Origin of the sequence: Microseira wollei NIES-4236, assembly GCF_020521235.1 — a bacterium.
Lineage (GTDB): Bacteria > Cyanobacteriota > Cyanobacteriia > Cyanobacteriales > Aerosakkonemataceae > Microseira > Microseira wollei.
Map to the genome: position 1 here is coordinate 1 of NZ_BLAY01000158.1, position 23,903 is coordinate 23,903.

Consider the following 23,903-nt stretch of genomic DNA (forward strand, 5'->3'; position numbering starts at 1 on the left):
GTCATCAGTAGAGGATTGAAGTGCTCACTCTACCCTGTTGGGTTACTCTACTGAAGCCAGTCATCTCTCCAATAGGATTTCGACTGAACGAATCGCACTGAGATTTAATTACGCACAATGCCGTCTTCACTAGCATTGCTCTTTACGCTGGCGGGAAACTTTTAAATGCTTGCGTCCCAATCGATTAATCGCCTTCTTCCGATTGCGAGAACCATTTTTCTTTCGAGAAACTTGACGCTGCAATCGCTTTAAGGCTTTCTCTGATGAACGCAAGTAACGCGGATTCTCCACCTTCTGCCCTTGGGAATCGGTGTAGAAGGCAGATAATCCAACATCTAAACCAATGGTTTTACCTATTGGCTTAATGTCGATATTACGTTCAGCTTGGATGGCAAACTGGATGTAATAACCGTCGCTGCTTCGAACTATCCTGACCCGCTTAATTTGGTCGATTTGATAGTAGTGCAGATCGCGAGCGCCAATGAGTTTGAGAGAGCCGATCCCGTTTTTATCGGTAAATTCAATCCGTCTTCTGTCTTGTGAAAGTCTCCATCCCGTGGTTTTATACTCAACAGAACGGTTATTCTTTTGAAACCTTGGATACCCTTTTTTCCCTGGTTTTCCAGATTTACATTTTTCGTAAAACCGTTGAATGGAGAAGGATGCTCTTTCGGTTGCTGCTTGCCTTGCTTGGGAGTTGAGTCGGGCGGCAAATTCAAATTCGGCTAAAACTGCACTCATTTTGCTCAGTTCAAATAATTTAACGCCACGATTTTACATCCGGAATCTAATTGCGTTGCGAATAAATTGGCAATTTTTAATTGCTTCATCTATTCTTCGATCCTGCTCAATTTTTCCTTTGGCTTTAAATTCGTATGCAATCATGGCGTTCTCTTTATCGACCTAGTTTGATTGTCCAGTTGTTTAGTGTAACAGATGCCTCCTAAATACAAAAGTTAATGTTAATATTGACAGCGAATAAATTCGCTCGTGTCGCATTTCATCCACCGGATAAATCGCGGCGGCTTTCATGCTCCCGTGTTACTTTAGGTAAACTCGCGCCAGTCTTTGCTATCAGTCAAGAACTGGTTAAGTTTGACACTCAGAAAATGGTGAATCCTGAAATTAATGGGGTTGAGTATCAGCGTGGTGAACTTTGGGGTTATGAAGTTAGACAATATTTGCTTGAAAAGTTTAACCATACCTGCGTTTATTGCGGCGCTACTAACAAGCCTTTTAACGCGAGAGCTTTAGTCCCCGTCTTCAATCCAAGCGGGTTGTATCGAGCCTACGGCGAGTACCCGCAACGGATAAGACGGGGATTGTGAGCGGACGCTCCGGAGGTACGGAGTCAGTCAATATCTTTTGTGGGCAAACGATCAATCCAGTCCTCAATCAGCTGAGTCATGGTTTTTTCTTTAGCTGCTGCATACGCCTTAAGTTTTGCGTGTCTTTTTTCAGACACTTTGATGTGTATGTCTTTTTTGGGCATAGCGATGTCCACATCTTGTACATAACTATGCTACTATAAGAATGGTTGCTGACCCGCCCGACTGTATGGAACAGACAGGTTTAATCCGAAGTAGAGTTACGACTCTTACCGCAGCAACATCAGAGATCGGGGAAAGAACATGACCACTGGTTCGTAAGGTTACGTCCTGCGGTAAAAGGCAAGCCAAGCCATGTTGTACGAGAAAGAAATCTTTCGACCTGCGGAAGGCGGGTTGCTGCCTGGGTTCACTCTTTGAAGTGATAAAGGTTCGCAAGAGCCAGAGACGTTGTGTAAGACTCGGACAGGATTTAGTTCCTGACTTGTAGCAATACAAGTACCCAACAGAGCAACGACGAATGAGACAGGAAACAATGGTGAGTAGTTGTTGAAGCGCAGGCTTCAGCGAACCAAGCCGGAGTACTTCACTCATTGATATTCGTTCCACTGTCTTAACCTGTCCGAATGCTCGTGGTCTGGCACGAGGTCTTCCACGTCACGCAGTAAGCGGAAGGTATACGCACCCAAGCAAATAAATGCGCCACAGCCAGCGAATAAAGTATACTGAAGTGCCATCCCGGCTCCGGCTCCAGTACCGAACGCGCCCCCCAATATTCCAGCTAGACTACCGCCAGACATCATTGCTGGCTGGAAAACGCGATCGGCTAATGGCCCTGCGATCGCAAGTCCGAGTGGTGAAGTAATCTGGGCAATCAGGTAGCGGCAGGCAAAAACTCGCCCCTGGACATGGGGTTCTACTTTCGATAACCAGATGGCTTGATTACAGCTACCGAAAAAAGGTGAAAAGAATGCTTCAAAAAAGCCAGCTAGCATCCAAATTGATGGTATTCGCCCCAAACCTAGCATCACGCTGCTAATATCTCCTAATGCCCCGCCGAGCAATAGCCCGTGGATGCGACGACTTGGGCCACCCCAAACGCTCAATACGGCGGCACCAACTAACCCACCTACACCAATGGCAAATTGCACGCTGGCAAACGCTGCTGCATCATTGCCGCTCTTCGCTAAAATCATAGGCGCTGCGATCGCACCACCGGCGTTGGTGACTAAGTTAGAACTCAGCAAGAAAACAAGAATTGCCAGAAGGCTAGGACGCTTGATTATGTAGCGGAAACCAAAAGTTAGCTCTTGCCAAATATTCCCGCTGTTGATGTCTTTAATCTCGCTTGCTGTTGGTTGGGGAATATGCACAAATGAGATTGTACCCAGAGCGAGCGCAAAGGTGAAAATATCAATAACTAAAATTCCTTGCAAGCCAATAATGTAGTAGAGCGTCCCGGCTAATGCTGGTGCAACAATTGCAGAGCCAGAATAGGAAATGTAGGATTCCATCGCGGTGGCTCGCGCGTAATGTTGCTTGGGGACGATCGTAGACATCGAGGCTGAGTAAGCCAATTCTTGCAAGTAACCAAACAGCCCTTTAATCGCTCCACTCACATATAAGTGCCATATTTCTAACTGGTTGGTTGCTAACAGTAAAAGGATGGCAATCGTAGAAATACCGGCTGCCGTATCGCCGATCATCATCAGCTGCTTGCGATTCCAACGATCGACTAACGGCCCCGCAAAGGCAGCAGCAATGACTCTGGGTGTCTGGACAAAAAAAACGATTAAAGCTAAAGGCGTTGCGTGACCTGTGAATTGCCAAGCCCAAATGGTTGTGGCAAAATTCGTCATCTCCGATCCTAAAATCGAAGCTACCTGTCCGCTCCAAATAATCAAGAAATTGTGCAGGCTGGTCAATTTGGTCATTATCTTTGGAACTTACTCGCTCGGTATTAGGCTGTCAACGCGAAAAACTTTGCCTCCCCTTAAGCGCAGTGGTGGCGGTGCCGTACACCGCTGATAACGCACCCTACATTTAGTCACTTACGACAAACAAAGTAGAGATGACCAGCACTTTGCTCTACTGCCAAATCGCGTTCGGCATCATAGATACTAACTTCTGTGAACCCTACTGTTTCTAAAGCCGACTGAACTTCGGCGATCGCATAACATCTTTCTTCTACAGAAATGTCTGAACGCTGCCAGTTTCCTTCTACTAATTGGAATACCGTGAAATTAAGTCTGCCTATTTTCTCTTCGGGGTGATAGTTCGTTTGAACAGCCCAGGCATATTCCTGTTTGACATCGCCAGAAAGGCTACCGTTCCAATCTGACTGATACTCTTCTTCAGAATACATGTTGAACACGAACAGGCCGTTTTCTAGCAGCGCCGCATACACATTACGGAAAGCACAGGTTAATTCTTCAATTTTTATGAGATGGGCAAGAGAACCAGATATCGAAACAACTGCATTAAAGGTAGGTGGCAACTCAAAGCAGCGTGCATCACTCAAAATAAATTCACTGCCTGGTGCATTCTCACGAGCATAACTCAACATAGTTTCCGAGCCATCTAATCCAGTCACTTGGTAACCTTTTGTTAGCAGATGTTGTGCCAGTTCTCCTGAACCACAACAGAGGTCGAGAATGCGCGCTTTTTCAGGAAGATGTGATAGCAGCAATTTTTCTAAAGGTGATAGTGCTTTCTCAAGCTGTTGATGACCAAAGTATTCTTTGTATACCCAAGCAATAGAATCGTAATTGGAATAGCGAGGTGTTGAAGACATGAAATATTTCTCCTGGCTGGACTAACTGTTTGGCAATTAATTCGGTGAAACAAACCGCAGATTTACCTTGATAGGACTTACGCAAAAAAACAAAGGGCGATCCGAAAAATCTTGGGTTTAGAGGCTCAAGGTTCAGCCTCAACCGGGTTTTTGACCCTGGTTGCGTAAGTTTTGCTTGATAGACACGAAAGTGAGGAGTAATATCTGAGGCATACCAAGTTGAGAAAATTCAGGCTATTTACTATGATTTATCTTGGAGCTTGCATTTGACGAATTAGAAGAAAGGGGGGGCAAAAAACCTGCGGATCGTAGTTCTGCTACGCTATCTTTCACAGCTTGAATGATGCAATCGATATCTTCATTTGTATGAGCTGTGGATAAGTAACCACCTCCACCAAGTAGGAGAACTCCTCTGTACATCAAGTGATATCGTAGTAAGTTTATACTCTGGGAGACAGCAGAATTCCCCGCTAAACCGGAATGCCCTAATGTAGCGGGACCGAATAAGGAACCAAAATTTGCCATCCGAATTGGTACTTCATCTTCTTCAAAGTAAGCATTCAATGCTGCGACAAATTGTGATGTGCGTTGATTCAACTGTTGCTGAAGGGCGGGACCTTGAGTTTTTAAATGTTTAACTACTGCGCGTGAAGCAGCGATCGCTAACGGATGCTTGCAGAAAGTTCCGGCAAAAAATGTTGTTTTCGCTTCAGGATAGGATAAATCTCCATAATTCCACATACCGCCGTCGATCGCATCCATATAGAGAGCCTTACCAGCGATGACTCCAATCGGCATTCCACCACCAACAATCTTTCCATAAGTTGCTATATCTGCCTCAACGTCAAACCATGCTTGCGCCCCACCTGGATGTATGCGGAAGCCGATCACCATTTCATCAAAAATCAATGTAATTCCTGACTCTTTTGTCAATTGCCTGAGTTGCTGAAGAAACATTTTAGGCTGTAAGTCGGGTCGCATTGTTTGCACGGGTACAACCAAAATAGCCGCTAATTCTTGCCGATGAGCTTCTATTACTTCTAGCGATTGAGGATTCCCGTAATCTAAAACTAAAACATCTTCAACAATATTTGGCGGTATTCCAGGAGCGATCGCTACACCACGAGGATTTCCATCTCCTGTTTGTGCTTTAACTAAAGTTCCATCAAAATGCCCGTGATAAGAACCTGAAAATAAGGCAATTTTGTTGCGACCTGTTGCAGTTCGTGCTAAACGGATTGCAGTCATCACTGCTTCTGTGCCTGTATTAGAAAAAGCTACTCGTTCCATTCCCGTCAGTTGGCAAATTAACTCAGCAACCTCACCAGCAAATTCAGATTGCGGACCTAGCTGTATGCCTTGCTCAAGTTGCTCTGCTAACGCTGCTTTAATAAAAGGCGGATTGTGACCAAAAAGATTTACTCCAAACCCCATCATCAGGTCTATATATTCGTTACCATCTATGTCCCATATCCTAGACCCCTGAGAACGCTTGCCAACGATGGGATAGCACATTTCCTTAAAAGGAAGATTGAATCCTTCTGAAACTCTTGGATCGGCTAGCACTGGGCGATAAGTTTGCGCGATTTGTTTTGAGATTTTGGTTCTGTTGTTGTAGCCTGCAATGAAAGCTTCCAGATACTGCTGACAGGAATTTTCACTTTCCTTCGATTGTGTTTGAGCTTTTTGTAAGCTAGTTTCTGTTTGTTTCATAAAGTTTATGTTTCCTTTTTTTGGGCGAATTCAGTCAAATCAGGACTTACGGATCGATCCCCCCAACCCCCAATGCCTTGGGGGGCTTTCAGCAAAGCCTCTATTTGTAGGGTGCGTTAGCGGCAGAGTACGGCACCATCCACCATATCTATTTTTTAGGTAGATCCAGGCGGATCGCTAGGCTGGGGTGAATCTAGAAAACCACTTTGAATCAGGTATGAGAAGTAAGTACGAAGCAGCTTATCATTTATGGCTGGACAAACAATCGAGGTATTTGCAAGTCCATTAAGGGTATTTTGGCAGTCGATCTGAGGCTCTGGCAAGTTGGAATTTGAATCGTTGGTATTTTTTACCAAAAGAAGCACAAGTGAATGTAAGGCACTTTTAGCGTTAAACTCAGTTTCATCAAGCGTTTCTGTTTGCCATTTATCCATCAGCATTGATTTCCAATTATTATAGGCCATATGCTGAATATTGTAGCCAAAATAGCGCATCCAACTGACAAGTTCGCGCCAAGGGATAGGGTTAGGATTGAATAGGTGAAAAGCTTTTCCTAGAGATTCTTTTTGCATCGATAGATGAGCGAGCGCTTGACTCACGAAGTCTACAGGAGTCATGTCTACCATCGTGTCGGAGTCTGGCGTACTTCCAAGTTCGATACAACCTTTTAGCACTCGGTGAATGAAGTCATCTGTATTAGAAATGCCTGTTTTGCTATTCCCTGACATACGTCCGATCCTGTAAATAGCAATTGGAATTCCTCGTTCCCGTGCGGTTGTTACTAACTTTTCCGCTACCCATTTACTTTGAACGTAGCCAATCTCAGGTACGGGAATATTATCCAGATTATTCACTTCCGGAATTTTCTCGACCAGGGAACGGTCAACTGATTCAAAAACGCTCAGGGTAGACATAAAATGCACGGGTTTCACTTTGACAAGACTTGCCAATCTTAAAATTTCCTGCGTTCCTAAAACGTTGGCAGCTTTGACTACAGAGTAGGGATAGACAAGATTTATGAATGCAGCATTGTGATAGATAACATCGATTTGATTTGCCAATACTTCAAACTGGTCATTGGAAAGACCCAACAGCGGCTGAGATAAATCTCCTACAACTGGGATAATTCGGTGACTGAAAGATTCATTCCAGAGTAAATAAGATTCAAGATGACTTTGCAACCGCTTCTTTGCAGCTTCTATATTAGAAGCACGTACCAAACAATAAATATCAGCAGTAGTTTGTTGCAAAAGTTCGTGGAGTAAAAAGGCTCCCACAAAGCCTGTTGCTCCTGTTAAAAAGATATCATTTGGTTCGGTTTTAGGCTCGATAGGTATGTTGGGAGGACGAATTGTGGGGTCGAGAATAGAGTCAGCGTTCAGAGTGGCGATAAGTTCTGTACCGTTAGTATTATCTCCCCTTGAGAAAGATTGAGAGCAAGAGATGAGCATTTCCAGTTGATTGATAAAACTCTCAGCCAGTTTCTCAATTGTGGCTTGACGATGAATAGCCTTGCTGTACGTCCAACTGATTTCTAACTGACCACTAACTACAATTGCGTTAATATCTAGCAGATAGCGGCGGGTTTCTCGCAGACTGTGGGTGAGTCCGCTAGATTCTTGGGCTGGTGCAAATAGCGACGCCTGGTGAAATATTTGGTCAGATTGTCCCAGGTAGTTAAATAACACCTCGGCTTGAGGTAAAGTTTGCAGATATTGGCTCAAATAGCGCAGCACACCATAGCCAATACCTCGATTGGGGATGTTACGCAATTGCTGTTTTACTGCGTTTAAAACAGCGCTTGTATCGGTTGTTTTTTCGATTTTTAATAGCACTGGAAAAATGGTGGTGAACCAGCCTACAGTACGCGATAAATCTACATCATCGAAGATTTCTTCCCGTCCGTGTCCTTCTAAATCTACTAGCAACAACGGTTGTTTTGTCCACTCGGCAAAAGCTTGTACTAAGGCTGCCAGTAAGACATCGTTGATCTGGGTGTTAAAAGTCTTAGGAACTTGTTGTAGGAGGACTTGGGTTTGTTTCTGATTCAACGAGACGGATATGGTGTTTGCCGTTGCGATCGCATTTTCTCCCCCACAATAGTCTACGGGTAGCCGAGAAACTTGCGATCGCTCTTGTTCTAACCAATAATTCCGCTCTTGTTGCAATTCGGCTGACTGTGCGTACTCCTGCAAGCGCAACGCCCATTGTTTGAACGAAGTTGTTTTTGGCGGTAGCTGTATCGCCTCACCACGACAAAGTTGTTCGTAAATTGTCTGAAAATCTTCCAACAAAATTCGCCAAGAAACACCATCAACAACAAGGTGGTGAATAACAATCAGCAGGCGGCTTGTTTTTTGCGATCCTAAATCAAATAAAGCAACCCGCACCAACGGCCCTTCTGATAAGTTTAAACTAACTTGTAGTTGACTTGCGGCTGCTTCAATTGCTGCTTTTTGTTCAATTTCTGGTAGCGCTGAAAAATCGAACCAAGTAAATGGTACAACTTCGTTGGGGCTAACGCTTATTTGCTCCCAGTTTGATTTATTTTGAATAAAACGCAGGCGGAGAGCATCGTGATGTTCGATTAAATGCTGCACCACTTTCTCCAACAACTTAGGAGCGCATACTTGCCGCAATTCCAATAATAAAGCTTGATTCCAGTGGTGGGTATCGGGTTGATTCAACTCAAAGAACCAGTGTTGAATCGGAGTCAAAGGTAGCGTTCCTGTCACTAACCCTTGTTCGCCTTGAATAATGCGAATAGTGCTAGCCTCGGCTGCCAATTCCGCAATCGTTTGATGAGCAAAAATTTGCTTGGGAGCGATCTGCAAACCAGCTTTGTTAGCTTTGGCTACAATCTGAATGCTCAGAATAGAATCCCCACCTAACTCAAAGAAGTTATCGTGGATACCTACGCGATCAATTTGCAAGACTTCAGCCCAAATTTCCGCCAATACTTTCTCTATTGGGGTGTTTGGATCCACAAAAGTTTCTGATAATTCAGCTCTGACTGTCTCTGGTGCTGGAAGTTTTTTGATGTCTACCTTGCCGTTGGGCATTAGCGGTAGGGCTTTCAGCCGAATAAAAACTGAAGGCACCATATACTCTGGCAATTTTTCCTGGAGGAATTCTCGCAACTCGCTAGATTTTGGATTAATAATTTGCTCTTTATGTACGATGTAGGCTACCAAGCGCTTGTTGCCTGATTCATCCGATCTGGCTAAGATAACGACTTCCCGAATGGCTGGATGTTGACTCAGTACGGCTTCAATTTCGCCCAATTCGATCCGGAAACCGCGAATTTTTACTTGGTGGTCAATTCGGCCTAAAAACTCAATGTTTCCGTCGAGCAAATAGCGGCCTAAATCTCCGGTTTTGTACAGGCGCTCTGAAGGATGAAAAGGATTGGGTATGAATTTTTCGGCAGTTAGCTCGGGGCGATTGAGATATCCTCGTGCTAAGCCGTCGCCGCTAATATATAACTCGCCAGACACGCCTATGGGAACTGGACGTAAATCAGAGTCGAGTATATAAATTTGGGTGTTAGAAATAGGACGACCTATAGGTAATTGCGCTCTTCCCGCTTCCAGAGATTGGCAATTGTAAACGCTGATCCAAACTGTTGCTTCTGTCGGCCCATATTCGTTAAAAAGAGATGTTTTTGTCAGCATTTTAAAGTGACGTGCAACTAATTCTCTCTTACAAGGTTCACCGGCTACGATGACAGTACGAAGTGAATTTAGCTGTTCTGGTGCGGCTTGTTCTAATAGAAGAGCATACAGGGAGGGAAGGCTTAATAAATGGGAAATAGGATTGCGTTCGAGCAATTCTATAAGTTGTGGTATGTCTTTCTGTAGACCATCTTGAAGCAGAAAAAGAATTCCCCCAGAGCATAGCGTCCAAAAGATACCCGCTACTGAACTATCGAAAGCAAAGGACGAGAGCAATAAGAAGCTAGTAACAGGTTCTTGATAGTAATTAATCCGAGCGTAAGTTGAATGAACCAAGTTTTGATGGGTTACTAGCACTCCCTTTGGTTTACCAGTAGAGCCAGAGGTATAAATTAGGTAGGCTAAATTTTCAGAAGCGTTAGCATTGGCAGGATTTTCTCTACTTTGCCGATCAATCGTTTCCCATTCTGTGTCTAAGCAGATGATATTTGCGTTAGATTCGGGTAAACTTTCTACCAATCGCTGCTGGGTTAATAATATGGGTGTTTGGGTATCCTCTAACATGAAGGATAATCGCTCTTTTGGATAAAGGGGGTCAAGGGGTACATAGGCTCCACCTGCTTTCAAAATGCCCAATATACCGATGACCATTTCGAGCGATCGCTCTACGCACAGCCCCACGAATACTTCTGGTTTTACTCCCAACTTTTGTAGGTAGTTCGCCAGTTGATTGGCGCGATCGTTTAGTTCAGTATAGGTCAACTGCTGACCTGCAAAAACAACGGCAATTTTGTCTGGGTTTTGCTTAACTTGTTCCTCAAATATGTGGTGAATGCACTGATATTTCGGATAATCGATTTTGGTACTATTAAACTCAATCATTACTCGATTTAATTCTTGGCAATCGAGTATTTCTAACTCGTCAATTGATGCTTCCGGGTGGGCGAGGGCGCTGTAAAACAATGTTTCAAATTGTCTCGCTAAACCCTTGATATACTCGGCTTCAAATAAATTAGCATCGTAGTGGAACTCTAAATCCAAACCATCCTGTTTTTGAATACAAGATAGTTTCACTTTGAACCGAGTAATGCAGGCGTAATGCTTAAAAATTGAGAAAGATACGTCACCCGCTGTTTCTTTGGCAATATCTGTCTCAAAATCAAAGCAGAAAGGGAAAAAATTAGCTGATTTTTCCTCAGTATTAGCTACAACAATCTTCTCCCAGCTAAAACTTTCTTGCCATTTGTATACCTCGCCGAGAGATTCATTAACCTGCTCTAAGATTTCGCTGAATTTACACCGATTTTCCAAATTGATTTTCAGCGGGAGATATTTGGCAAATAGCCCTATTGCTGGATCTAACTCCTCATATTTACGACCATCGCATGCTGTAGCGATCGCTATCTCAGACTGTTCTGTAATACGCCACAGTAAAACGTGCCAGCAAGTTAGCAAAAATGTATGATTTGTAGCTAACGAATCGCTTTTAATCGTCAATTTCAAAGATTGAGGTTGAAATTATGGCTTGAATTCAGGCCGATTTTCTAAAGGAAGATTTAAGTTCAAAATCCTATCAATATCCAGTTGGCGCCAGTATTCTCTGCCAATTTCTGTCTGTTCTCCTTCTAATAATTCATTCTGCCATTGGGCGATATCTGCATATTGCAGCAGTTCGTCATCTAGTTCTTCACCGCGCCAGCTAGCTGCGTAGCAACGGCTAATTTCGCCCATAATATTTTTCAGCGCTGCCCTATCTGCAAGCATCGCAGGCAAGCCAATAATTAGCACAAACTTCTCAGGTGATAAAGTTATCAACAATACCTGGAAAAGTGGCCCCTCCTCAAAGTTGAAAGGCATCTGGCTAACTTGAGCAAAAATTTCCTCAATTTTAGCTTTTTGTAGCTTTGGATTAACATCGCTAAAATTATGTTCGGAAAGCCACGCTAGCTGGCCATTAGTTATTACCTGAACTGGAATGTCCATCCCAGGTAGACACTGAAAGGTAGTGCGAAGAATTTCTTGCCGATTAACGACATTCTCTAAGGCTGTTTTGAGAATAGCTTTATTGAGATTTCCTTCGATCTCGATAGCGCACTGTACGCGATAAGGCTGCTTTTTTTCATCTCGCTGCAACAGCCACAGATCTTTTTGTTGCGGAGCAAGTCGAATCCCTTCAATAGTAGCTTTCTGCATGTTTTTGTCCTATGTTTTTTTGGTTTACAAGTTGGTAATTGGTAATCGTTACTCCTTTCCTACCCGAAGAATTACTTCTATTGAACCGCGAAGACGCAAAGGACGCGAAGGAAGAAGAAGCAAGAAGAAGGAAGAAGAAGGAAGAAGAAGAAGGAAGAAGTAGATAATCTTATAGCGGGAAGGCGGTAACCATTAGCGATTAGCCATTAGCCGCACCTTCTAGATAACTACTAGATACAAAATCCGGATGAACAACCCCTCTTATTCTTATAGACCGCGCAGGCGGTCTTTGTTTGTATAGCCGCGAATGCGAGTCGTTCGGCTTCCCAAAAGGTTCTGCCATTCCTACTACAACTTTTCGCGTTCCTACAAATGACTCGCGTCCGTGAGCAATTGACATGTTATCGAGCAGCAATACATCTCCCAATTGCCAAGGGAAAGTTATTTTTTCTTGTTGATAAGCTGCGCGAAGTTCGTCTAAAACTGAGGATTCAATCGGAGAGCCATCACCATAATAAGTGTTGTTGGGCAGATCTTCTTCTTTGAATTCTGCTAACAATGCCGATTTCATGGGTTCTTCTAGCGTTGAAATATGAAAAAAAGTAGCGTGATTGAACCAAATCATTTCCCCGGTTTTAGGGTGTTTGGCAACAGCTTGGCGAATTTGACGAGTTTTCAAGCGATCGCTGTCTTTCCACTCAAAATCAATGCGATTGCGGCGACAATATTCTTCTACCACATTTTTATCTTCTGTTTGAAATACTGTTTGCCAGGTTAGTCCAAATCCCTCGTTGTAGTTTCGCACGTACAGAACTTTTTTTTCGATGAAACGCTCTCTAATTTTGGGGTCAATGCGTTGAAAAATATTTCGACAGTCAGCGATTGGCGTTTCCCCTCCTTGCGACGCTGCTGTTAGACAGCCAAAATAGATTTTTAAAGGCCAAGTTAGCCAGTATGTGCCCTCATTGTGTAAAAAGATTCTTTGTACGGCAGGGTAATCCGTAGAGGTATAAATTTTGTTGCTAATTTCGTGGCGCGGCGATGAGCGATCGCGGTATTCCAGCAACTCCCCTGTAGAAGTGACTTTGATAAACTCGTTGAACAGATCTGTCGCATTCATGTGGAAATCGCGGAGAAGTAAGGATCTGTGTTGTAACAAAAGTGTCTCAATCGTCTCTGTATTGTTCGGCGCCCACTTTAAAAGATTTAACCCCTCTACAACAGGTTTAATGACGACAGGGATATTTTTTCCTGGAAGTAAAGGCTGAACATCAATCAATTTTTATTGGGAAACTTTAACTGTTTTCCGCTTAATTTTTCCCAAGTCTCCAAGGCTTTGTTTTTGGGTGATATTGTTCATAGCTTTTGAGATTTGCGTTTCAGGTTAGTTAATTTATGGCGCACGGTATTTTGATACTCTTGCTCTTTAATCAACTGTTGTTGCCTGTTTGATTCGTGGAAATTTTCTACAATCTGGTTGAGGGTAATATCGGGTTCTGCAACAACCGATTGCAAAAGCATTTCAAACCGTTCTGCCATAGATAAAATCGTCGAGGCTGCAAACAAATCTGTTTTGTACTCAAAGCAACCGCTGATGCCTTCGGGCTTTTCGGAAAGCAGCAGCGCCAAATCAAACGGAACAGTCGTTTTTTTAACCTCGAACAAGTTAAGAGTTAAATCGGGTAGAGAAACATCCACCGTCGAACTATTTTGCAAAGTGAACCACACTTGAAACAGCGGGTTACTGTCTAAGTCTCGCTCTATTTGCAATTCTCCTACCAACTTCTCGAAAGGTAAATCTTGGTGTGCATAAGCTCCTAACGTCACTTGACGCACCCGACTGAGTAACTCTCGAAAACTGGGGTTGCCGGAAAGGTCAGTTCGCAGAACTAAAGTATTGATAAAAAATCCAATTAGTCCTTCAATTTCACGTCGATTTCGGTTGGCAATCGGCGAACCCACAAGAATGTCATCCTGCTGGGTATAGCAGTAAAGCAGCGCATTAAAAGCCGCTAGCAAACTCATGAAAAGGGTAACGCCCTGGCGCTGGCTTAATGACTTCAGCGCCTCGCTCAATTCTTTGGGCAACACCAACGGCAGCATTTTCCCCTCAGAAGTTGCCTGCCAAGGTCGAGGTTTGTCGGCGGGTAACTTGAGTACGGTCAAAGCGCCGCTTAGCTGTTGCTTCCAATAAGTTTGCTCAGTTGCAAGTACCTCACCTTGCATCCATTGCCGCTGCCAAACCGCAAAGTCTGCGTACTGGATGGGCAGTTCCGACAGCGGTGAAGGCAAACCTTTGCAAAAAGCTTGATAAAGCGCTGCCAGTTCGCGGATGAGTATTCCCGCTGACCAGAGGTCGGAGACGATATGGTGCATCGTCAACAGCAGTACGTATTCTGTCTCGTCAAGTTGCAGCAGAATGACTCGTAACAATGGCCCTCGTGCTAGGTCGAAGGGTTGTTCAGCTTCCTTAACAGCCAGGTTTTGTGCTTTTTGTTCTCGTTGCACAGACGGCAACTCGCGCAGGTCAATGACGGGGAGGGTGAAAGTTGCAGGGGGAGCAATTTTTTGCATCGGCTGTCCGTCTACTTCAACAAAGTGCGTTCGTAAGGCTTCGTGACGCCTAACAACTTCGTTGAGGCTGCGTTCGAGTGCGGTCAAATTGAGCGACCCGGTTAACCTAACTGCACTGGGAATATTGTAGGTAAGGTCGCCCGGATTTAAGCGATCGAGAAACCAAAGCCGCTGTTGGGCAAAGGAGAGAGGCAGGTTTTCATCCCGCGCTACAGGCACTATGGGTGGAGCTATTAATCCCAATCCAGCCTTCATTTTCGCTTCAATTTTAGAGGCTAGTTTGGCAATTGTTGGCGACTCAAATAAATAAGAGAGCGGGATTTCTACTTTAAAGGCTTCCCGTAAGCGGGAAATGACTTGAGTTGCTAGCAGCGAGTGTCCCCCCAACTCGAAGAAGTTGTCGTCGATACCAACTTGATTTAGACCAAGTATTTGAGTCCAAATTCCTGCCACTACTTCTTCAACTGGTGTACGCAAAGTTGGATAAACTTGTTTGGAAGTAGAGCGCTCGCTTATCTTCAGCGGTCTGACTTTTGGGATTTGGTCTGCCGGTATTTTATCTAAAAGCTTTCCTAGTTCTAAATGGCACTTGCTTAAGCGAGGCAGAGCCTCTAGGAAGCGAGGCAGAGCCTCTAGGAAGCGAGGCAGAGCCTCTAGGAAGCGAGGCAGAGCCTCTAGGAAGCGAGGCAGAGCCTCTAGGAAGCGAGGCAGAGCCTCTAGGATCTCGTTCCCAGGCTCAGCCTGGGAACGAGGAATTCTAGGATCTCGTTCCCAGGCTCAGCCTGGGAACGAGGAATTCCCAGGCTCAGCCTGGGAACGAGGAATTCCCAGGCTCAGCCTGGGAACGAGGCAAACTAAAAAATGCTCCAAAATCAGCTTGATGTCAGCACTCTCAAAGCGGCGGCGGTCGTAGACAAATTTCAATTGCAGCGTTGAGTCAGCAGTTACCAGTAGGGTAAGGGCATATTTAGTTTGTGCGCCAATAGAGCGAGAATTACTGATATTGATGCTGAAATCTTCCGCTTGGAGTATTGCTAAATCGACCGGATAATTCTCGAACACTAAAATGCTTTCAAAAAGTGGTAAAAAACCAGGCACTCCGCTCCATTCGTGAATTTGCCCTCCGTGGCTGTGTTCGTATTGCCGAAGCGCAAAGTTATCAGTTTGAATATCTTGCAACCAGAACACCAGCTTTGTTTGACTATCGATTTTAATTCTTAGAGGTAAGGTATTAATAAATAGCCCTACCATCGATTCAATACCGGGTAAATCTGGCGGACGCCCGGAAACAGTAATCCCAAAAACTACATCTTTTTCACCGCTATAGCGGCTCAGAAGCAGCGCCCAGATTCCTTGAATGATGGTGTTCAAAGTTAGGCGGTTAGCTTTGGCTAAAAACTTTAAATCTGCTGTAACTTGTGCTGGTAAAAACCTACTTTCTTCGCCATAGCGCTCTTTCTCATTCCCAGGCTGAGCCTGGGAATGAGGATTCCCAGGCTGAGCCTGGGAATGAGGAGTAGGAGGCAGAGCCTCCGAACGAGGAGTAGGAAGCTCAGCCTGCTGATTTATTTTACCCAGGGGGGTTGGTTTGACGAAACCCTGTAGCCTTGTTTGCCAAAATGTTTCTATTTGAGATAAATCCTGTTTTTTCAGCCATGGGATGTACTTACTATAGGAACAAACAGGCTCTAGCTGTAGAACGCGATTTTTACTAAAAGCTTGGTAAAAAGAAAGGAACTCTTTAATTACTAAAGCGCCGCACCAACCGTCCATTAGGATATGATGATGAGTCCAAACAAATTGATAGGTATCTAAAGCTAGATGAAAAAGTGCCAGACGCATCAGGGGTGGCTGGGATAGATTAAAATTGCGAGTGCGATCGCTCCTCAAATAAGCTGCTAATTGCTCCTGTTGTTCAAGCAATTGATATCCGCGCCAATCTTGCTGCTCAAAAGGCACTTCCACTCGCCGCAGCACCACTTGCAGCGGCTGCTGTTGCTCTTTCCAAACAAAACCTGTTCTCAAAATAGAATGCCTTTCCACAATCCGTTCCCAGCCCTGCTTAAACGCCAAAATATTAAGATTTCCGCGTAAAGTGCAGGTAAACTGCTCGACGTGCATTCCTGACTCTAAACCGTATAAAGTCTCGAACAGCATCCCTTGTTGCGGCGCAGAAAGCGGATAAATAGCTTCAATGTTTTTGTTGTTCATCAGATACTCCCGTTAACTAGCGCCTATTTCTGCAAGCACATTTTCAAGCTCTTCTTGATTAAGATCCACATCGGGAAAGTCTGAAGGAGTGTAACCACCCGCATCGGGTGATTGACAGTAAGCAATCAATTCTTGCAACACTTCCAAATAGTTTTGAGCTAAATACTCAACTGTGGCTTTTTGGTAAATATTTTTGCTGTAAGTCCACGACAGCGATAGCTGTCCCCCATTCACCAATCCGTCAATCTCAAATAAATGAATCCGCGTACCTTCCAAACTGCGGCTATTACCAGTAGATTCCCTCGCAAAGCTAAATAAAGAAGACTCAGAAAGTGTCTGGTCAAACTGACCTAAATAGTTGAAAATAACTTCAGCTTGGGGCAAATTTTTCATTGATTCAGCAATTTTATCATCGCCGAGATAGCGCAAAATTCCATAACCAATTCCCCTATTTGGAACCCCGCGCAGTTGTTCTTTAACTGCTTTCAAAGTTTCCCCCGGAGTGGAATCTTGTTTTAAAATTATGGGAAACACACTTGTAAACCAACCTACGGTGCGCGATAAGTCTAGATTGTCAAAAATTTGTTCTCGTCCGTGACTTTCCAGGTCTACTAATAGAGAGCGATCGCCCGTCCATTTAGCAAAAGCCATAACCAGCGCTGCAAGTAACACATCATTAATCTGGGTGTTATAAGCTTTGGGAACTTCTTGTAGTAAGGCTTGGGTTTGTTCTGCGTTGAGTGCGATCGCTACTCGATCCGCAGAAGCAACGGTATTATCGCCTTCTGGATAGTCCACAGGTAAACGAGAAACTAAACTGCGAGACTCGGCTAGCCAATAGTTTTGCTCTTGTTGTAAACTGGCTGAGCGTGCATACTCTTGAAGACAATTAGACCACTGCTGGAAGGAAGTTGTTTTGGGTGGTAAATCGATCGCCTCACCCCGACTCAAATCCTCTAATAAAATTCGCCAAGAAACCCCATCAATTGCTAAGTGGTGAATGACGAACAGCAGGCGACCCGGTTTGTCAACACCAAAGTCGAAATAAGCAACTCGCATTAATGGTCCAACTGACAAGTTAAGACTCGACTGCAATTGATTAATAGCTGCTTCTAAGGCTGCTATTTGTTCTACCTCTGGTAGTGCGGAAAAATCCAACCGCGTCAATGGCACTTCTGCATCAGGACTGGCGATCTCCTGCTTCCAACCAAACTCAGTTTGCTTGCACAAAGCGCAGGCGAAGCGCATCGTGGTGTAATACCAACTGCTGTATTGCTTGCTGTAACAAAACCAAGTCGCAATTTTGCTCGACTTGCAACAGCACAGCTTGGTTAAAATGATGCGGTTGTGGCAGATTTTGCTGGAAAAACCAGTGCTGAATCGGCGTTAGATGTACCTCTCCCGTCACCAGACCTTGTTGTGCTTCTGTAATCTGCATTGTGCTTGCTACGGCTGCCAATTCAGCAATAGTTTGATGCTCGAATAGTTGCTTGGGAGTTAGCCGCAAACCAGCTTTATTGGCTCTAGCGATCGCTTGAATGCTGAGAATCGAATCTCCACCCAATTCAAAGAAATTATCGTGAATTCCTACCTGTTCAATGCGAAGAACTTCAGCCCATATTTTCGCCAACACCCCCTCGATGGTTGTGGTAGGTTGGACAAATTTTGTTTCCGGTTCAGGCGGCGTCAAATTCAAATGCAACAGAGCGATCCTATCCACCTTACCGTTGGGTAACAGCGGTAAGCTCTCCAGCATTACAAAAGCCGACGGCATCATGTAATTAGGCAGTTTTTTTGTTAAGAAATCTCGCAGTTCAACCGTTGTGGGTGCTGTTTCTTTGGAATATAACCTACCAAACGTTTATGGTTCGGTTTTTCGCTTTCTTCTTGGGCTAAAACAACCGCATCTCGAACCCCAGGAGGTTGTTTTAAAATTGTTTCAATCTCTCCTAATTCAATGCGAAAGCCACGAATTTTTACTTGCGAGTCGATGCGTCCGATAAACTGGATATTCCCATCGGGAAGATAGCGAGCCAAATCCCCGGTTTTGTACAAGCGACTTGGTTTTAGGGATTGGGAATTTGATCTCTCAAAGGGGTTTAATATAAACTTTTCAGCTGTCAGATCCGGACGATTGAGATAGCCTCTAGCTAAACTATCGCCGCCGATATAAATTTCACCATTCACGCCGATGGGAACTGGTTGCAAATGAGAGTCTAGGATATAAATTTGCGTGTTAGCAATAGGACGACCAATAGGCACGCAGGAAAGTTGTCGATCCGAGGTAGTTAATTCATAAAGCGTGACACCGATTGTTGCTTCGGTTGGGCCGTAAGCATTAATCCAGCGAACGCGATTTCCTACCAGTTTTTCCCAAATCACCAGTTGTTCTAATTGTACCGCTTCGGTTCCTACAATTGCTAAACGAAGTGTGAGAGGTAATTCGGTTTTTGAATCGACAAGATAAGATACCCACTCGTGCCAATAGGTAGTTGGTAAATTGACAACGGTAACTTTTTCTGGCGCCAAAAATTGCCCTAAGTTGGTAAAATCTAGAATTGCTTCTGGTCGGATAACAACCGTCGCGCCGCTTAACCAGGAGGGGAAAATTTCTTCCGCCGAAACATCGAAGCTAATAGAACCGAATTGGAGAATGCGATCGCTAATTTGAAGTTGATACGCTTTGGCAACAGCAATAGTATGGTTTGTTAAGCCTTGGTGGGTGATTTCAACGCCTTTGGGCGTCCCTGTAGAGCCAGAAGTATAGATAACATAAGCTAGGTTTTCCGCAGTTACATTGGTATGAAGATTCTCCCCGCTGTGCTGAAAAATTTCTGACCAATCTGTATCCAAACACGCGATTGTCACTCCCGATTGAGGCAGTTTTTCTATTAAGTGCTGTTGAGTCAGCAGTATACCTATCCGAGCATCCTCTAAGATAAAGGCTAACCTTTCTGAAGGGTAGGAAGAATCTAAGGGTAAGTAAGCCCCACCAGCTTTTAGGATGCCAAGAATTCCTACCATCATTTCTAGCGATCGCTCTACACATATCCCCACCAGTTGTTCTGGTTTCAATCCCAACGAACGAAGATAGTGCGCCAATTGATTTGCTTTAACATTTAACTGGCGATAAGTCAATATTTGGGCATCAAAGATTGCAGCAACAGCGTCGGGTGTTTGCTCTACCTGGGCTTCAAATAACTGATGAAGCAGTCTTTGGGATAATCTGCAAAAGTGTCATTCCAATCTATCAGCAATTGCTGTCGTTCTGACAAAGTTAAAATTGGTAAATCTGATAAACACCGATCCGGATTAGCAACAATACCTTCCAGCAAGGTTTCAAAATGTTTTAGCATTCGGGCAATCGTGGCGGCTTCAAACAAATCGGTGCTGTATTCTAGCTCTGCGAGCGGCTCCCTGTGAATTCTCCACGATTGTTAAGCTTAAATCGAACTGCGACCTGTTACTTTCAACGTTTAAACTATCGATAGTCAGTCCTTCTAACTTAATCTCTGGCATGGGGGCATTCTGAAGCGCGAACATCACCTGAAACAGTGGATTTCGACTCAAATCACGTTCCGGCTGTAATTCCTCTACTAGCTTCTCAAAGGGTAAATCTTGATGACTATAAGCTGCTAATGCAACTTCCCGCACTCGACCGATCAGTTCCCGAAAACTGGGATTACCCGCAAGAGCGGTACGCAACACCAAAGTGTTTACAAATACCCCGATCGATCCCTCAATTTCAACTCGGTTGCGGTTAGCAATTGGCGAACCGACGCAGATATCTTCTTGATTAGTATATCTGTATAACAATGTTTGAAACGCTGCTAGTAGGGTTACGAACAAGGTAGCGTTTTCCTGCTGGCTGAGTTTTTTCAGCGCTGCGGTTAAAGCTTTGGGTAATAATAAAGATTGCCGCGCTCCTTGAAAGCTTTGAACAGGGGGTCGAGGTCGGTCTGTGGGAAGTTGGAGAACGGGTAAATTGCCGCTTAATTGTTGTTTCCAATAAGCGATTTGAGAAGCGATCGCTTCCTTTTGCGATCGCTGCCAAACAGCAAAGTCTACATACTGAATCGTCAATTCGGCAAGCGGTGAAGATTTTCCAGCGCCATAAGCTTTATAAAGCGCTACCATCTCGCGGATCAATACCCCCATTGACCAACCATCCGAAATGATATGGTGCATTACGAGCAGCATTACGTATTCTGATTCGCCCACATGCAGTAAGCTAACCCGCAGCAACGGCAACTGGGTTAAATCAAACGGTTGGTTGGCTGACTGGGCGATTAATTGCTGTAGGGTTTGTTGCTGCTCAATTGGGGGAAGTTGTCGCAAATCTTGCACGTTCAAAGTCAATTTTAAGTTTGGCTCAATCACCTGAACGGGTTGTCCATCTACTGTCCGAAAGCTAGTCCTTAAAATTTCATGCCGCCTAATAACCTCGTTGAGGCTTTGTTCAAGTGCCGCCAGATTGAGACTGCCTTTTAGTAGCAAAGCACTGGAAATGTTATAGAAAGGTTTGCCCGGTTCTAACTGGTCGAGAAACCACAACCTAGCTTGTGCAAAAGATAAGGGAAAACAGTTAACGTCTCGATTTTGGGGTGTAATTGGCGAGGTGCCATTTGGTACGCTGCGCGTTTTCTGATAAAGCTGTTGTACAAGCATCTGGCGTTTTTCGGGAGAAAGTGCGGCGATGCGTTCGTTATTGTTGCTCATTGATTTACTTGGTGAATTTCTTGTTCGGATACCTGCTCTAGTTCTGCTAACATCTGAGTCAGCATTTCATCATCAGCTTGATCGATCAGGTTTTTTGCGATCGCTACAGCTAACTCGGCTACAGTAGGAGATTCAAACAGTTCGGGTAAGGGTAACTCAACATTGAATGCAGCGCGTAGCCGAGAAATCGCTTGGGTGGCTAGTAGCGAATGTCCTCCCAAATCAAAAAAGTTGTCGTGGATGCCTACTTGCTCGATATTAAGAACTTCAGCCCAGATTTTGGCTATTTCTTCTTCCACTGCTGTGCGGGGAGGGGCAAATAGTTTTTCTAACTCAGGTCTACTTGTCTCAGGTGCCGGAAGACTTCGCCTATCCACTTTACCATTAGGCGTTAAAGGTAAAGCTTCCAGCATCACAAACGCATTTGGCACCATATAATCGGGCAGCAATTCTTCTAAGTAACGGCGCAATTCCCCCGCTTTTAAATTCACCGATTTAGAGACAATATACGCCACTAAACGCTTATTACCCGGCTCATCCTCTCTCAGTACAACCACGCTCTCACCCACCCCTGGATGAGTATTAATTTTCGCCTCAATTTCTAATAATTCAATCCTCCTTCCCCGCAATTTTACCTGAAAATCTCTCCGCCCCAAATACTCGATTCTGCCATCAGGAAGATAACGCGCCAAATCTCCAGTTTTGTATACTCGACTATCACCGACTTCAAACGGATGGGAAATAAAACGCTCAGCCGTTAAATCAGGCCGATTGAGATATCCTTTTGCTACGCCTGCACCACCAATGTAAAGTTCTCCTATTACTCCCACTGGCACTGGTTTTAAATCTGGGTCGAGGATATAAATTTGCGTATTGGCTATTGGACGACCAATCGAAATTACACTATCCGACGGTGAAACTCGATCGATAACTGACCAAATTGTTGTTTCTGTTGGGCCGTATAAATTCCACACTTGCTCGCCCCTCAAGAGCAATTCATTAGCGAGTTTTGTATCAAGTGCTTCCCCACCACAAAGTATTTTTAACCCCGGACTATTTTGCCATCCGGCTGCTAATAGTAATCGCCATGTAGCGGGTGTGGCTTGCATTACTGTCACGCCCAATTCTTGCAGTTGCTTTAATAACTCAGTACCATCGGTAGCAACTTGGCGGCTGGCGATCGCTAAACGCGCTCCTACTATCAACGGTAGGAATATTTCCAACGCGGCAATATCAAAGGATAAAGTAGTTACGCCAAGCAAAATATCTTTTTCGCTCAATCCTGGCGATTGGCGCATCGCAGTTAAAAAGTTAACTAATGCGCTCTGGGGTATTTGCACGCCCTTGGGTGTTCCCGTCGAACCAGAGGTATAAATTATATATGCTAAGTTGTCTGGGGAAACGGTAATGTTGGGATTGTGGGCGTCGTTCTGGTTAATTTGTTCGGAGTCGGTATCCAAACAGACAGCGATCGCATGATGTGAAGGTAATGCTGGGATTAATTGCGATTGCGTTACTAGAACGGATATTTGGGCATCTTCTAGCATGAAAGCGTTGCGCGATCTTGGGTAGGCTGGATCTAGGGGAACATAGGCGAAACCTGCTTTGAGAATGCCTAACAATCCTACTACCATGTCAAGCGATCGCTCTACACAAATGCAGACCAAACTATTAGGCTTGACTCGTAATTTAAGCAGATGATGTGCTAAAAGATTAGCTTTTTCATTAAGTTGGCTATAAGTGAGTTGTTGGTCTTCAAACACCACCGCCACAGAATCGGGAGTGCGTTCCACCTGCGCCTCAAATAGCTGATGCATGCATAAATGCGGGTAATCTATTTTGGTCTTATTCCAATCAACTAATACCTGTTGTCGCTCAGATTCTGTTAATAGGGGCAATTGCGACAGACGCCGATCGGGATCGGTCATCATGCCTTCTAGCAAAGTCTGGAAATGACCCAGCATTCTGGTAATCGTAGCGCTATCAAAGCGGGTGCGATCGCATAAAATTTGTAGCGACACTTGCGAACCTACTTCGACTATCAGCGTCAAAGGATAATTTGTTTGTTCAACAACTGCAATCTCCTGCACTCCCAGAATTTCTCTGTATTGGGGTAAAGAAGAATCTACCGGATAGTTCTCAAAAATGACGAGAGTCTCGAACAAAGGCACGCCTCGCGGTACGTCACTCCACCCCTGAACTTCCACTAAAGGACTATATTCATATTGTCGTGCCTCAGATTGTTGAGCCTGAATTTCGCGCAGCCAAGGTATTAAAAATTCATCGCGATCGACTTGTACGCGCACGGGTAGAGTGTTGATAAACAATCCTACCATAGATTCGGTTTCTGCCAGTTCCGCCGGACGACCAGAAACAGTGGCTCCAAAAACAACATCTGATTCCCCACTATAACGACTTAAAAGCAGCGCCCACGTCCCTTGAATTAGGGTATTCAGCGTTAGTTGATGCTTTCGAGCCAAGGAATAAAGTGCTGATGTTGTTGCTTCCGATAGCTGGATTTGCTGCTTACCGTTACCCTTTGCTTCGTCTACATTAGAATTCGACCATATCTCTTGTGGGATAGGCGTCTCGCCTGTCAAAGAGTTTGTTTTTTGGACCATTCTATTAGACTTCTCCAACAACTCTTGTGGGATAGGCGTCTCGCCTGTCAAAGAGTTTGTTTTTTGGACCATTCTA

Annotated in this window: 12 protein-coding genes and 2 pseudogenes; 2 read left to right on the plus strand and 12 right to left on the minus strand. The window is 44.4% G+C overall.

The genetic code is table 11. From position 1 onward, the window contains the following. Positions 1–129: 129 nt before the first annotated feature. Positions 130–741 carry an RNA-guided endonuclease InsQ/TnpB family protein gene (locus tag MiSe_RS36500; RefSeq protein WP_307731609.1) on the minus strand — a complete coding sequence of 204 codons (612 nt, stop codon included), beginning with the start codon at positions 739–741 and terminating at the stop codon, positions 130–132. A gap of 227 nt (positions 742–968) precedes the next feature. Here MiSe_RS36500 and MiSe_RS53145 point away from each other — a divergent pair, with 227 nt between their 5' ends. Then, entirely contained in the window at positions 969–1,328 is a 360-nt protein-coding gene (locus MiSe_RS53145) for an RRXRR domain-containing protein (protein ID WP_373872957.1), read from the plus strand. A gap of 23 nt (positions 1,329–1,351) precedes the next feature. Here MiSe_RS53145 and MiSe_RS36510 read toward each other — a convergent pair whose 3' ends face one another. The 8 genes and pseudogenes from MiSe_RS36510 to MiSe_RS36545 form a co-directional block, all read right to left on the minus strand. Then, positions 1,352–1,492, minus strand: coding sequence for a hypothetical protein (locus tag MiSe_RS36510; protein WP_226589618.1), 141 nt, complete (start codon positions 1,490–1,492; stop codon positions 1,352–1,354). A gap of 426 nt (positions 1,493–1,918) precedes the next feature. Beyond that, positions 1,919–3,262 (minus strand): MFS transporter, encoded by a 1,344-nt coding sequence (locus MiSe_RS36515; protein ID WP_226589620.1) that lies wholly within the window; start codon positions 3,260–3,262, stop codon positions 1,919–1,921. A 113-nt stretch (positions 3,263–3,375) separates the two neighbouring features. Beyond that, the gene (locus MiSe_RS36520) at positions 3,376–4,122 is read right to left on the minus strand and encodes a class I SAM-dependent DNA methyltransferase (RefSeq protein ID WP_226589623.1); all 747 of its coding nucleotides are present in this window, start codon (positions 4,120–4,122) and stop codon (positions 3,376–3,378) included. A gap of 234 nt (positions 4,123–4,356) precedes the next feature. Beyond that, positions 4,357–5,835 carry an aspartate aminotransferase family protein gene (locus MiSe_RS36525; RefSeq protein ID WP_226589625.1) on the minus strand — a complete coding sequence of 493 codons (1,479 nt, stop codon included), beginning with the start codon at positions 5,833–5,835 and terminating at the stop codon, positions 4,357–4,359. Between the two features lie 155 nt (positions 5,836–5,990). After that, positions 5,991–10,391 (minus strand): non-ribosomal peptide synthetase, encoded by a 4,401-nt coding sequence (locus tag MiSe_RS36530; RefSeq protein ID WP_226589641.1) that lies wholly within the window; start codon positions 10,389–10,391, stop codon positions 5,991–5,993. 27 nt (positions 10,392–10,418) lie between these two features. Next, positions 10,419–11,702 (minus strand): annotated as a pseudogene (locus MiSe_RS36535) (condensation domain-containing protein); the annotation flags it as partial. Between the two features lie 199 nt (positions 11,703–11,901). After that, positions 11,902–12,981, minus strand: a complete 1,080-nt coding sequence (locus tag MiSe_RS36540; protein WP_226589627.1) for a TauD/TfdA family dioxygenase — start codon at positions 12,979–12,981, stop codon at positions 11,902–11,904. 77 nt (positions 12,982–13,058) lie between these two features. Then, entirely contained in the window at positions 13,059–14,753 is a 1,695-nt protein-coding gene (locus MiSe_RS36545; RefSeq protein WP_226589630.1) for a condensation domain-containing protein, read from the minus strand. 56 nt (positions 14,754–14,809) lie between these two features. On the opposite strand from MiSe_RS36545, the gene MiSe_RS36550 reads away from it, so the two are divergent. Beyond that, entirely contained in the window at positions 14,810–15,037 is a 228-nt protein-coding gene (locus MiSe_RS36550) for a hypothetical protein (protein ID WP_226589633.1), read from the plus strand. A 16-nt stretch (positions 15,038–15,053) separates the two neighbouring features. On the opposite strand, the gene MiSe_RS36555 is transcribed toward MiSe_RS36550, so the two are convergent. From MiSe_RS36555 to MiSe_RS36575, 3 genes and pseudogenes are all read right to left on the minus strand, one after another. After that, positions 15,054–16,487, minus strand: a complete 1,434-nt coding sequence (locus MiSe_RS36555; RefSeq protein WP_226589636.1) for a condensation domain-containing protein — start codon at positions 16,485–16,487, stop codon at positions 15,054–15,056. 12 nt (positions 16,488–16,499) lie between these two features. After that, positions 16,500–21,206 (minus strand): annotated as a pseudogene (locus MiSe_RS54155) (amino acid adenylation domain-containing protein). Continuing rightward, on the minus strand, positions 21,203–23,903 hold a 2,701-nt coding region (locus MiSe_RS36575), incomplete at its 5' end, for a non-ribosomal peptide synthetase (RefSeq protein ID WP_226589638.1). The pseudogene MiSe_RS54155 and the gene MiSe_RS36575, both read right to left, overlap by 4 nt.